10 protein-coding genes are annotated in these 13,348 nt (G+C 70.3%); all 10 read left to right on the forward strand.

All coding sequences use genetic code 11. The features are described 5' to 3' along the window. Nucleotides 1-68: 68 nt before the first annotated feature. The 10 genes from OG898_RS21985 (at nucleotide 69) to tpiA (ending at nucleotide 13,242) form a co-directional block, all read left to right on the forward strand. Nucleotides 69-713 carry a papain-like cysteine protease family protein gene (locus OG898_RS21985; protein ID WP_250742329.1) on the forward strand — a complete coding sequence of 215 codons (645 nt, stop codon included), beginning with the start codon at nucleotides 69-71 and terminating at the stop codon, nucleotides 711-713. A gap of 4 nt (nucleotides 714-717) precedes the next feature. After that, complete coding sequence (locus OG898_RS21990; protein ID WP_266958811.1) at nucleotides 718-1,563, forward strand: hypothetical protein; 846 nt, start codon at nucleotides 718-720, stop codon at nucleotides 1,561-1,563. Between the two features lie 104 nt (nucleotides 1,564-1,667). Further along, nucleotides 1,668-3,719 (forward strand): excinuclease ABC subunit UvrC, encoded by a 2,052-nt coding sequence (gene uvrC, locus OG898_RS21995; protein WP_266958813.1) that lies wholly within the window; start codon nucleotides 1,668-1,670, stop codon nucleotides 3,717-3,719. Further along, entirely contained in the window at nucleotides 3,716-4,711 is a 996-nt protein-coding gene (gene rapZ / locus OG898_RS22000; protein ID WP_250742326.1) for an RNase adapter RapZ, read from the forward strand. The genes uvrC and rapZ overlap by 4 nt, the downstream gene beginning before the upstream one ends. Then, nucleotides 4,708-5,772 carry a uridine diphosphate-N-acetylglucosamine-binding protein YvcK gene (gene yvcK, locus OG898_RS22005; protein WP_250742325.1) on the forward strand — a complete coding sequence of 355 codons (1,065 nt, stop codon included), beginning with the start codon at nucleotides 4,708-4,710 and terminating at the stop codon, nucleotides 5,770-5,772. Before rapZ ends, yvcK begins: the two co-directional genes overlap by 4 nt. Further along, entirely contained in the window at nucleotides 5,763-6,764 is a 1,002-nt protein-coding gene (gene whiA / locus OG898_RS22010; RefSeq protein WP_112449750.1) for a DNA-binding protein WhiA, read from the forward strand. The genes yvcK and whiA overlap by 10 nt, the downstream gene beginning before the upstream one ends. Nucleotides 6,765-6,924: 160 nt before the next feature. Beyond that, a complete protein-coding gene (locus OG898_RS22015) occupies nucleotides 6,925-9,882 on the forward strand; it encodes a M14 family metallopeptidase (protein WP_266958815.1) in 2,958 nt (985 codons plus the stop codon). 208 nt (nucleotides 9,883-10,090) lie between these two features. Continuing rightward, entirely contained in the window at nucleotides 10,091-11,095 is a 1,005-nt protein-coding gene (gene gap, locus OG898_RS22020; protein WP_243338363.1) for a type I glyceraldehyde-3-phosphate dehydrogenase, read from the forward strand. Between the two features lie 140 nt (nucleotides 11,096-11,235). Then, complete coding sequence (gene pgk, locus OG898_RS22025; protein ID WP_266958817.1) at nucleotides 11,236-12,447, forward strand: phosphoglycerate kinase; 1,212 nt, start codon at nucleotides 11,236-11,238, stop codon at nucleotides 12,445-12,447. Between the two features lie 6 nt (nucleotides 12,448-12,453). Then, nucleotides 12,454-13,242, forward strand: coding sequence for a triose-phosphate isomerase (gene tpiA, locus OG898_RS22030; protein WP_243338366.1), 789 nt, complete (start codon nucleotides 12,454-12,456; stop codon nucleotides 13,240-13,242). The last annotated feature ends 106 nt before the right edge of the window (nucleotides 13,243-13,348 follow it).

Consider the following 13,348-nt stretch of genomic DNA (forward strand, 5'->3'; position numbering starts at 1 on the left):
CCCCGATGCTCCTCCACAGCGTCCGGACGCGCTCCTCCACCCCCACTCCCCACCTCGGGAGGAACGCGATGCGCCACAGAAACCGGCGGCTCACCCTCGCCGCCTTCGTCACCGCCCTGCTCCTCACCCTGCCGACCGCTGCCGCCACCGCCGCCGATGCCGCCGCCGGTACGGGCACCACGACCGCCGCCTCCGTCTCCGCTGCCGCCGCACCCGCCGAGAGCTCGGCCCTGGCGTCCAAGCGGCTGAACATCACGATGCAGGCCCAGCAGAAGACCAACTGGTGCTGGGCCGCCGCGGGCAACACCATCGCCACCTGGTTCGGCCGCAGCTACAGCCAGAACCAGTTCTGCAACGCGGCCTTCAACCGCCAGCAGGGCTACGACTGCCCCAACAACCAGGCCAACCTGGCCAACGTCCAGACCGCCCTGCGCTGGGCCGGCATCAACTCCGGCTCCTACGTGAACGGCTGGCTCCAGTACTCCACCGTCCAGACCGAGATCAACGCCAACCGCCCGATCGAGACCCGCATCCAGTGGTCCAACGGCGGTGGCCACATGCACGTGATCTACGGCTACGACACCGCGAACAGCTGGGTGTACTGGGGAGACCCGTGGCCCTCCAGCGACCGCTACAACTGGGCCTCCCACGCCTGGTACGTGGACAACAGCACCTTCTCCTGGACCCACTCGCTCTACCGGATCGGGGCGTGACCCCATGGCTCACCGCCTCATGAACGGCCGCCTCATGAACGGCCCTCTCGCCGCCGCGGCCGTCGCCGCGACCGCCGTACTGGCCCTGGCCCCCACCCAGGCGTCCGCGGCGCCCGTTCCGCAGCCCCAGGCCGCCACCGCCGAGAACCTGGCCGCCGCAGGGCGGACGGCGGCGGCCCCCGACACCCTCGCCACCCTGTCCCGCTTCTTCGCCCGCGAGGGCAAGGTCTCGCTCGCCGCCGCGCAGCCCCGCATCGAGGGCGAGACGGTTCCCGTGCACTACCTCTCGCCGGAGTTCGTCGCGGGGAAGGCGGGCGCCGGCGTGGCCCGGCTGGAGTTCCTCGCCAGCAAGGCCGTCTCCTCGGACGGCCAGCAGGCCGCCCTGTGGACCGCGCAGACCGCGGCGGGCTGGCAGGTGGTGAACATCGCCACCGGCGACGACGAGTTCCGCTACGCACAGCTCGGCGCGGCGAAACTCCCCGGCGGGACCGTGTTCCGCGAACCGCAGATCGACGCCTGGTACGTGGCCGGCGGCGACCGGGTGCTGCCCCTGGACGAGGACGCGGCGACGGCCGTGGGCGCACAGGGCACGAGCCTGGCCGCCTACCGGGCGCGGGTCGTGAAGGCCTACGGGGACAAGCTGCCGGGATCCGCCTACGGCAAGTCCGGCAAGGCCGGAGGCTTCGCCCCCACGGAAGCCACGGCCGAGGAAGCCTCCGTCTCCGCAGCCCGGCCCGGGTCCGCTCCCGCCGGATTCCCGATGACCGCCGGAGCCGTGGCTCTGGCGCTGGGCGCGGCCGGCGCGGTGGCCGCCCGGCGCGTCCGGCGGCAGCGGGTGGTGCGGGCGTAGCCACCCGAGGGGTCCGGCCGCCCGGTCGCCTGCCGGGCGGCCGGGCGTCCGGACCCTGCGGGGCTGAGGCCCGCTTGTCGGCGGGCGACAGTAGGGTGGCTGGCATGGCCGACCCTTCCAGTTACCGCCCCGAGCCGGGACAGATCCCCGACTCCCCGGGGGTCTACAAGTTCCGCGACGAGCACCGCCGGGTGATCTACGTCGGGAAGGCCAAGAGCCTGCGCCAACGGCTGGCCAACTACTTCCAGGACCTCGCCGGGCTGCACCCCCGTACCGCCACCATGGTCACCACGGCCGCCTCCGTCGAGTGGACCGTGGTCTCCACCGAGGTCGAGGCGCTCCAGCTCGAATACTCCTGGATCAAGGAGTTCGACCCCCGGTTCAACGTCAAGTACCGGGACGACAAGAGCTACCCCTCCCTCGCCGTCACCATGAACGAGGACTACCCGCGGGTCCAGGTCATGCGCGGACCCAAGAAGAAGGGCGTCCGCTACTTCGGCCCGTACGGGCACGCCTGGGCCATCCGCGAGACCGTCGACCTGATGCTCCGGGTCTTCCCCGTCCGCACCTGCTCCGCGGGGGTGTTCAAGCGGTCCGCCCAGATCGGCCGCCCCTGTCTGCTCGGTTACATCGGCAAGTGCTCCGCGCCCTGCGTCGGCCGGGTCACCCCGGAGGAGCACCGCGAACTCGCCGAGGACTTCTGCGACTTCATGGCCGGCCGCACCGGCACCTACCTCACCCGCCTCGAACAGCAGATGCACGAGGCCGCGGAGGAGATGGAGTACGAGAAGGCGGCCAGGCTGCGCGACGACATAGGGGCCCTGCGCCGGGCGATGGAGAAGAACGCGGTCGTGCTCGCCGACGCCACCGACGCCGACCTGTTCGCGGTCGCCGAGGACGAGCTCGAAGCGGCCGTGCAGATCTTCCACGTCCGCGGCGGCCGGGTCAGGGGCCAGCGCGGCTGGGTCACCGACAAGGTGGAGGCCGTCGACACCGCCGGGCTCGTCGAGCACGCCCTCCAGCAGCTGTACGGGGAGGAGAAGGGCGAGTCCGTCCCCAAGGAGGTGCTGGTCCCGGCGCTCCCCGAGGACACCCCGGCCCTGAGCCAGTGGCTCGCCGAGCGGCGCGGTTCGCAGGTGAGCCTGCGCATCCCGCAGCGCGGGGACAAGAAGGCGCTGATGGAGACCGTCCACCGCAACGCGCAGCAGTCCCTCGCCCTGCACAAGACCAAGCGCGCCGCCGACCTCACCACCCGCTCGCGGGCCCTGGAGGAGATCGCCGAGGCGCTGGACCTGGACGGCGCGCCGCTGCGCATCGAGTGCTTCGACATCTCCCACCTCCAGGGCGACGACGTCGTGGCCTCGATGGTCGTCTTCGAGGACGGGCTGGCCCGCAAGGGCGAGTACCGGCGCTTCCAGATCAAGTCCTTCGAGGGGCAGGACGACGTCCGCTCCATGCACGAGGTGGTCTCCCGGCGCTTCCGCCGCTACCTCCAGGAGAAGCTGAAGACGGGGGAGTGGTCACCCGACGACAGCGCGGACGCCGCCCACGTCCCGGGCGACGTGGGCGGCGAAGTCGACCGGGACGCGCCCGAGGACGACGGGCGCCCCAAGCGCTTCGCCTACCCGCCGCAGCTCGTCGTGGTCGACGGCGGGCAGCCCCAGGTGGCCGCCGCCAAGCGGGCCCTGGAAGAGCTGGGCATCGACGACGTCGCCGTCTGCGGCCTCGCCAAGCGCCTGGAAGAGGTCTGGCTGCCCGGGGAGGACGACCCGGTGGTGCTGCCCCGCAGCAGCGAGGGCCTGTACCTGCTCCAGCGGGTCCGTGACGAAGCCCACCGGTTCGCCATCCAGTACCAGCGCAACAAGCGGGGCAAGCGCCTGAAGGCAGGGCCCCTCGACGAGGTCCCCGGCCTCGGCGAGAGCCGCAGGCTGGCCTTGATCAAACACTTCGGTTCGGTGAAAAAGCTGAGACAGGCGACAATCGATCAGATCTGCGAGGTCCCGGGCATAGGCCGCAAGACGGCCGAGACCGTGGTCGTGGCCCTCGCCCAGGCGGTTCCCGCCGGTCCCGCCGTCAATACGGCGACCGGGGAGATCATTGAGGATGAGACCCCCGCGTCCGCGGGAGCAGCATCCGATCGGGGGACCGAGCAATGACCGAGCGCGAAACCCGGCACGACCGAGGATCCGAGCAGGATTCCGGGCACGACATCGCATCCGAGTACGACCGAGACGGAGCACAGGTGAGTACGGGCACGACAGTGGAGCCCGGAGATACCGCCGAGGCGGCCATCCCCGAGCTGGTGATCATCTCCGGAATGTCCGGGGCCGGCCGCAGTACGGCGGCCAAGTGCCTGGAGGACCTCGGCTGGTTCGTCGTCGACAACCTCCCGCCCGCGCTGATCACCACCATGGTGGAACTCGGCGCCCGCTCGCAGGGCAACGTGGCGCGCATCGCCGTCGTCGTCGACGTCAGGGGCCGCCAGTTCTTCGACGCGCTGCGCGAATCCCTCGCCGACCTGGAGACCCGCGGGGTCACCCGGCGGATCGTCTTCCTGGAGTCCTCGGACGAGGCCCTCGTCCGCCGCTTCGAAGGGGTCCGCCGCCCCCACCCGCTCCAGGGCGACGGCCGCATCGTCGACGGCATCGCCGCCGAGCGCGACCTGCTGCGCGAGCTGCGCGGCGACGCCGACCTGGTCATCGACACCTCCAGCCTGAACGTGCACGAGCTGCGCGCCAAGATGGACGCCCGGTTCGCCGGCGACGAGGAGCCCGAGCTGCGGGCCACCGTCATGTCCTTCGGTTTCAAGTACGGCCTCCCCGTCGACGCCGACCTCGTCGTCGACTGCCGCTTCATCCCCAACCCGCACTGGGTCCCGGAGCTGCGCCCCTTCACCGGCCTGAACGAGGAGGTGTCGGGCTACGTCTTCAGCCAGCCCGGCGCCAAGGAGTTCCTGGACCGCTACACGGAGCTGCTCCAGCTGATCGCCACCGGCTACCGCCGCGAGGGCAAGCGGTACGTGACCATCGCGGTCGGCTGCACCGGCGGCAAGCACCGCAGTGTCGCCATGTCGGAAAAGCTCGCCGCACGCCTCGCCTCCGAAGGGGTCGAGACCGTCGTCGTCCACAGGGACATGGGGCGCGAGTGACCGGACGTACCATGCGGCTCCGCCGCCTTCGCCGGCTCACCACCGGCAAGGACGAGGGCGGCACGGGCCGTACGGGCCTGCGCCGGGGCGAGGCCCATGCCGCACCCAAGGTCGTGGCGCTCGGCGGCGGCATGGGCCTCTCGGCCTCGCTGACCGCCCTGCGCCGGATCACGGGCGAGCTGACCGCCGTCGTCACCGTCGCCGACGACGGCGGCTCCAGCGGCAGGCTGCGCGAGGAGCTCGGCGTCCTGCCGCCCGGGGACCTGCGCAAGGCGCTGGCCGCGCTGTGCGGTGACGACGACTGGGGCCAGACCTGGGCGCGGGTCATCCAGCACCGCTTCCAGTCCCAGGGCGACCTGCACGAGCACGCCGTCGGCAATCTGCTGATCGTGGCCCTGTGGGAACAGCTCGGCGACCCGGTCCAGGCCCTGGACCTCGTCGGCAAGCTGCTCGGCGCCCAGGGCCGGGTACTGCCGATGTCGGCGGTACCGCTGGAGCTCCAGGCCCTGGTCAAGGGGCACGATCCGGCCCGCCCCGAGGACGTGGACACCGTACGGGGGCAGGCCACCGTGGCGCTGACCCCCGGCGAGGTGCTCTCCGTCCAGGTGGTGCCGAGCGACCCGCCGGCGGTGCCGGAAGCGGTCGCTGCGGTCCTCGACGCGGACTGGGTCGTGCTCGGTCCGGGGTCCTGGTTCTCCTCGGTGATTCCGCACCTGCTGGTGCCCGAACTGCTCGACGCGCTGATCGAGACGAAGGCCCGGAGGGTGCTCTCGCTGAACCTCGCGCCACAACCCGGCGAAACAGAGGGCTTCTCTCCGCAGCGTCATTTGGAGGTTTTGGCCCGACACGCCCCTAAACTCGCCCTGGACGTGGTGCTGGCCGATCAGGCTGCCGTGCCCGATCGCGAGTCCCTCGCCGATGCCGCAAAACGGTTCGGCGCCGCGGTCGAGCTGGCGCCGGTTGCCAGGCAGGACGGCTCTCCGAAGCATGATCCGGAGCTGCTCGCCGCCGCGTACGACCGTATTTTTCGGATGCATGGAAGGATCGGCCCATGGCGATGACGCCCGCGGTGAAGGATGAGATCGCCCGCCTGCCTGTCACCCGCACCTGCTGCAGGAAGGCGGAGGTCTCGGCGATCCTTCGGTTCGCGGGCGGGTTGCACCTGGTGAGCGGCCGGATCGTCATCGAGGCGGAACTGGACGCGGGGATCGCGGCCCGCCGCCTGCGCAAGGACATTCTGGAGATCTTCGGGCACTCCTCGGATCTGGTGATCATGGCTCCGGGCGGTCTGCGCCGGGGCAACCGGTACGTGGTCCGCGTGGTCGCCGGCGGAGACCAGCTCGCCCGCCAGACCGGCCTCGTGGACGGCCGCGGCCGTCCGATCCGGGGTCTCCCCCCGCAGGTGGTCTCCGGGGCCACCTGCGACGCCGAGGCGGCCTGGCGCGGGGCCTTCCTGGCCCACGGCTCCCTGACCGAGCCGGGGCGCTCCTCCTCCCTGGAGGTCACCTGCCCCGGTCCGGAGGCCGCCCTGGCCCTGGTCGGCGCCGCCCGCCGGCTCTCCATCGCCGCGAAGGCCCGCGAGGTCCGCGGAGTGGACCGGGTCGTCGTACGGGACGGGGACGCCATCGGCGCCCTGCTGACCCGGCTCGGAGCCCACGACTCGGTGCTGGCCTGGGAGGAGCGGCGGATGCGGCGCGAGGTGCGCGCCACCGCCAACCGCCTGGCCAACTTCGACGACGCCAACCTGCGCCGCTCGGCGCGGGCCGCGGTGGCGGCCGGAGCGCGGGTCCAGCGCGCCCTGGAGATCCTCGCCGAGGAGGTCCCCGAGCACCTCGCCGCCGCCGGCCGGCTGCGCATGGAGCACAAGCAGGCCTCCCTGGAGGAGCTGGGCGCGCTCGCCGACCCGCCGCTGACCAAGGACGCGGTCGCGGGCCGGATCCGCCGCCTGCTGGCGATGGCCGACAAGCGGGCCCAGGACCTCGGGATCCCGGGCACCGAGTCGAACCTCGACCTCAGCGACAGCGAGGAGCTGGCCGACAACATGGCCGGCTGAAGTCTGCTGGGACTACGGCAGAAGGGGCCCGCACGATCACTCGTGCGGGCCCCTTTTCGGTAGGCCCCATTGACATGAGCATGGGCTGATCGTGAGCCTGTCGTCCGAAGCTTTCGTGGCAGACGGGAGCTTTCGTGGCAGACGACGCCCAGGGGGGCACATGAGGCACCGCGCGAGATCGATCCTCGCCGCAAGCGCATTCGTGTTCGGCACCACACTGGCCGCACTACCCGCAGCGGCCCAGGCCCAGCCCGGTGCGGCGGACCGGTCCGCCGCCGACGAGGTGCGGGTCTACGACGCCGACATCACCAAGGAGCAGGTCCCGCTGGTCCTGGCGGCCGGCCAGGACGCGCACGAGCTCTCCGAACGCGCCCCGGAGACCGGGACCGCCAAGGTCGAGCTCTTCCTCACCGGCGGTCAGGCCAAGGAACTGGCGGCTCAGGGGATCACGCTCGCCGAACGCAAGGTCCCGGCCAAGGCGGCGGCGCGCTCGCTGGCGGCCGGCGACGGGGTCTTCCGCCCGTACAGCGGCAAGGGCGGGCTCCAGGAGGAGATCCTGCGCACGGCCCAGGAGAACCCGGGCCTCACCAAGGTCGTCTCCATCGGCAAGACCGTCCAGGGCAAGGACATCCTCGCCCTGAAGGTCAGCAAGAACGCCAAGAAGACCAGGGACGGCGGCAAGCCCTCCACGCTGTTCATGTCGAACCAGCACGCCCGCGAGTGGATCACCCCGGAGATGACCCGGCGGCTGATGCACCACACCCTCGACAACTACGGCAAGGATCCGCGGATCACCAAGCTGGTGGACTCCACCGAGCTGTGGTTCCTGCTCTCCGCCAACCCCGACGGCTACGACTACACCTTCGCCCCCGACGGCCAGCGGCTGTGGCGCAAGAACCTGCGCGACAACAACGCCGACGGCAAGATCACCACGGGCGACGGAGTCGACCTCAACCGCAACTTCGCCTACAAGTGGGGCTACGACAACGAGGGCTCCTCGCCCAACGAGTCGAGCGAGACCTACCGCGGCACCAAGGCCGCCTCGGAGCCCGAGACCGTCGCCCTGGACACGTTCCAGAAGCGCATCGGCTTCGACTACGCCATCAACTACCACTCCGCCGCCGAGCTGATCCTCTACGGCGTCGGCTGGCAGGTGGCCACCCCCACCCCCGACGACGTCGCCTACAAGGCGCTCGCCGGCACGCCGGAGAACCCGGCCGTCCCGGGCTACTACCCGCAGGTCTCCTCCGAGCTGTACACCACCAACGGCGAAGCGGACAGCCAGGCGGCCAACGCCAACGGCATCATGATGTTCACGCCGGAGATGACCACCTGCCAGACGGCCTCCGCGATCGACCCGAACGACCAGTGGAAGCCCGAGGACTGCGCCTCCGGCTTCAACTTCCCGGACGACGAGAAGCTCATCCAGGCCGAGTTCGCCAAGAACATCCCCTTCGCGCTGTCCGTCGCCGAGAGCGCCGAACACCCGGACCGGCCGAAGTCCTCGCTGGGGCTGACCGCCGCGGACTTCACCCTGGACCCCTTCACCACCTCCTACGCGGCCCGCGGTGAGGACCAGAAGGTCGCCGTCACGGCCCGCAAGGCGCTGAAGGACAAGGAGCTGAACTACCGCGTCAACGGGGGCCGCACCCACGACGAGGACCTCGAGGCCTGGAAGGGCGGCGAGGTCTACGGCGGCGAGGACAACAACTGGTTCGACGAGTACCGGGCCGAGGTCGAGGGCGCCAGGCCCGGCGACAAGGTCGAGGTCTGGTTCACCGGCCGCGACCGCGGCAAGCAGGTCTCCAGCGAGCACTTCACGTACACGGTGGCCGAGCGGCCGCGCGCCGACGTGCTGGTGATCGCCGAGGAGGGCGCCCCGGCACAGCACGCGCAGGAGTACGTGGACGCCCTGAAGGCCAACGGCAAGAGCGCGGCGGTCTGGGACGTGGCCGTCCAGGGCGCCCCGCACCACCTCGGAGCCCTCTCCCACTTCCGTACGGCCGTCCACTACACCGGGGCCAAGTCCCCGGGCGGCGACACCCAGCTTGCGGTGCGCGACTACCTCAACGAGGGCGGCAAGCTGATCGAGGCCGGCGAGCTGGCGGGCGGCAACGCCCAGGTCGGCCGCGCCGTGACCAACGACTTCAGCCAGTACTTCCTCGGCGCCTACGGCCGCGCGGGGGTCACCGGCCCCACCGGCTTCACCGGCGCAGGCTCCCTGACCGGGGTCAACGGCGCCCTCGGCAACGCCACGGGCAACCCGCTCGACCGCCCGGGCTCCTACACGGTCACCTCCGACACCCTGCCCGCGGCGCAGTTCCCGCAGTTCAAGAGCGCGCAGGCGGGCCAGTACGCCGGAGTCGTGAACCCGTACGCCCCGTACGCCGGCGCGTCGATGGCCTCGGCCACGCACGCGGACGACGACTGGAAGCGCCTCACCCGCACCATCGACCTCACCGGGGTCACCGCGGCCGACCAGCCGAAGCTCAAGATGGCGCTGAACTGGAACACCGAGGAGGGCTACGACCACGCGGTCCTGGAGTCCCGTACCGCGGGCGGCGACGACTGGACCACGCTGCCCGAGGCGAGCGGCCTGACCACCACCACCGTGCCCGAGGAGTGCGGGGCCGGGTTCTTCATCAACGGCCACCCCTTCCTGCGCCGCTACCTCACCCTCGACGCCGGCGGCTGCACCCCGCAGGGCACCAGCGGCACCTGGAACTCCTTCACCGGTGCCTCCGGCGGCTGGAAGCAGGTCTCCTTCGACCTGAGCATGTACGCGGGCAAGACCGTCGAGGTCTCCCTCGCCTACATCACCGACCCGGGCTCGGGCGGCCGCGGAGTCTTCGCGGACGAGGCCCGCGTCTCGCTCGGCGCCACCGACCAGGCGGTCGAGGGCTTCGAGTCCTCGCTCGGCGTCTGGAGCGCCCAGGGCGCACCTGCCGGAAGCCCTGATGTTCCGGGCGATTGGTCCCGGTCGGGCGAGCTGTTCAAGTCCTACGCCTCCGTCACTACGCGTGACACCGTGCTCCTGGGCTTCGGCCTGGAACACGTGCCGGCCGCGGCCGATCGCGCCGTACTCGTCGGTAAGGCGCTCCGCTCGCTGAACCACTGATCAGAGGCCCCGACGGCGCTCACCGTGAGTGACCGGGCACAAAGTCCCCGAGGTCCCGTACTCGTCCTGGAGTGCGGGGCTTCGGGGCGTGTCACGGGATGCTCGATGTCACTCAGAAGCTCACGGAGAGGTAGTGTCGTAAGCGGTCGGGGACATCCCATACAGCTCGCTGGCGGACAGGCCGGCGCACCAACGAGGAGATCGGTTCGTGACGATCCGCGTAGGCATCAATGGTTTTGGCCGAATTGGCCGCAACTACTTCCGGGCGCTCCTGGAGCAGGGAGCGGACATCGAGATCGTCGGTGTCAACGACCTGACTGACAACGCAACCCTGGTTCACCTCCTCAAGTACGACACGATCCTGGGCCGTCTCAAGGCCGAGGTCAGCCACACGGACGACACCATCACCGTGGGTGGCAACACCTTCAAGACCTTTGCCGAGCGCGACCCCGCGAACCTTCCCTGGGGCGAGCTGGGCGCCGACATCGTCATCGAGTCGACCGGCATCTTCACGAAGAAGGCCGACGCCGCCAAGCACATCGCGGCCGGCGCGAAGAAGGTCCTCATCTCGGCTCCGGCCAAGGACGAGGACATCACGATCGTGATGGGCGTCAACCAGGAGAAGTACGACGCGGCCAACCACCACGTCATCTCCAACGCCTCCTGCACCACCAACTGCGTGGCGCCGATGGCCAAGGTCCTCCTCGAGAACTTCGGCATCGTCAAGGGCATGATGACGACGGTCCACGCGTACACGAACGACCAGCGCATCCTGGACTTCCCGCACTCGGACCTGCGCAGGGCGCGCGCGGCCGCCGAGAACATCATCCCGACCACCACCGGTGCCGCCAAGGCCACCGCGCTGGTCATCCCGGAGCTGGCGGGCAAGCTCGACGGCATCGCGATGCGCGTCCCGGTCCCCACGGGTTCCGTGACCGACCTGGTCATCGAGCTCGAGCGCGAGGTCACCAAGGACGAGGTCAACTCGGCCTTCCAGAAGGCCTCTCAGGGCCAGCTCAAGGGCATCCTGGACTACACCGAGGACGCGATCGTCTCTTCCGACATCGTGAACTGGCCGTACTCCTGCACCTTCGACTCCTCCCTGACCATGGTCCAGGGCAAGAGCGTCAAGGTCATCGGGTGGTACGACAACGAGTGGGGCTACTCCAACCGCCTCGTCGACCTGACCGTGTTCGTCGGCGGTCAGCTCTAAGCACCACAGCAGGCACCACGATGTGAGCACCGGGGCTCGGGCAGCGCGATGAAGCGCTGTACGGGCCCTGTTGCTTGCCTCGTACCCCTCTCGCCCCGCACGGGTAGAGTCCTGGGCTGGGAAAAGGAGTAGAAAACAGCATGAAGACGATCGACGAACTTCTCACCGAGGGCGTATCCGGCAAGCGGGTCTTCGTCCGCGCCGACCTCAACGTGCCGCTCTCGAACGGCGAGATCACCGACGACGGCCGCATCCGCGCCGTGCAGCCGACCATCGCGAAGCTCGCCGAAGCCGGCGCCCGCGTGATCGTGGCCTCGCACCTGGGCCGCCCCAAGGGCGCCCCGGACCCGGCCTTCTCGCTGGCGCCCGCCGCCGCCCGCCTCGGCGAGCTGCTCGGCGCGGACGTCGCGTTCGCCACCGACACCGTCGGCGCCTCCGCCAAGGAGACCGTCGCCGCCCTCGCCGACGGCCAGGTCGCCGTCATCGAGAACCTGCGCTTCAACGCCGGTGAGACCGCGAAGGACGACGCCGAGCGCGGCGCCTTCGCGGACCAGCTCGCCGAGCTGGCCGACGTCTACGTCGGTGACGGCTTCGGCGCTGTCCACCGCAAGCACGCCTCGGTCTTCGACCTCCCCGCGCGCCTCCCGCACGCGGCCGGCTACCTCATCGCCACCGAGGTCGGCGTCCTGAAGAAGCTGACCGCCGAGGTCAAGCGCCCGTACGTGGTCATCCTCGGCGGCGCCAAGGTCTCCGACAAGCTCGCCGTCATCGACGAGCTGCTCGGCAAGGCCGACCGCCTCCTCATCGGCGGCGGCATGGCGTACACCTTCCTCTACGCCAAGGGCTACGAGGTCGGCATCTCCCTGCTCCAGAAGGACCAGGTGGACGTCGTCAAGGAGTACATGGCGCGCGCCGAGAAGAACGGTGTCGAGCTGGTCCTCCCGGTCGACATCCTCGCCTCCAAGGACTTCCCGGACCTGAAGACCAAGGCTCCGGCCGACTTCATCACCGTGGACGCGGACAAGATCCCCGCCGACCAGGAGGGTCTGGACATCGGTCCCAAGACCCGCGAGCTGTACGCCTCGAAGATCGCCGACGCGGAGACCGTGTTCTGGAACGGTCCCGTGGGCGTCTTCGAGCACCCCGACTACGCCGGCGGCACCCGCGCCATCGCGCAGGCCCTCGTCGACAGCAGCGCGTTCACCGTCGTCGGCGGTGGCGACTCGGCCGCCGCCGTGCGCACGCTCGGCTTCGACGAGAACGCTTTCGGCCACATTTCGACCGGTGGCGGCGCCTCCCTCGAGTACCTCGAGGGCAAGACGCTCCCCGGCCTCGCCGCACTGGAGGTCTGAACCCTGATGACTGAGAACACCGCCGGCCGTACCCCGCTGATGGCGGGCAACTGGAAGATGAACCTCAACCACCTCGAGGCCATCGCCCACGTCCAGAAGCTCGCCTTCGCCCTGGCCGACAAGGACTACGACTTCGTCGAGGTCGCGGTCCTGCCGCCCTTCGTCGACCTCCGTTCGGTCCAGACCCTGGTCGACGGCGACAAGCTGAAGATCAAGTACGGCGCCCAGGACATCTCGGCCCACGACTCGGGCGCCTACACCGGCGAGATCTCCGGCCCGATGCTCTCGAAGCTGAAGTGCACGTTCGTGGCCGTCGGCCACAGCGAGCGCCGCCAGTACCACGGCGAGAGCGACGAGATCTGCAACGCCAAGGTCAAGGCCGCCTACAAGCACGGGATCACGCCGATCCTGTGCGTCGGCGAGGGCCTGGACATCCGCAAGGCCGGCCAGCAGGTGCAGTACACGCTGAACCAGCTCGACGGCGGCCTCAAGGACATCCCGGCCGAGCAGGTCGAGTCCATCGTGATCGCGTACGAGCCCGTCTGGGCCATCGGGACCGGCGAAGTCGCCACCCCCGAGGACGCGCAGGAGGTCTGCGGTGCCATCCGCGGCCGTCTCGCGGAGCTGTACTCGCAGGAGCTGGCCGACAAGGTCCGCATCCAGTACGGCGGCTCGGTCAAGTCCGGCAACATCGCCGCGATCATGGCCCAGCCCGACGTCGACGGCGCCCTGATCGGCGGCGCGGCGCTGGACGCGGACGAGTTCGTCAAGATCGTCCGTTTCCGCGACCAGTGACGCTCATCGTGAGTATGCGGTAGGACGGATCCGTCGTACCCTTGCGGGGGCCAGCAGGCTGAACCAGCTGCTGGCCCCCGCGCTCGTGAGCGGCACCGCGGGAACG

The organism is Streptomyces sp. NBC_00193 (assembly GCF_026342735.1).
Classification (GTDB): Bacteria; Actinomycetota; Actinomycetes; order Streptomycetales; family Streptomycetaceae; genus Streptomyces; species Streptomyces stoeckheimensis.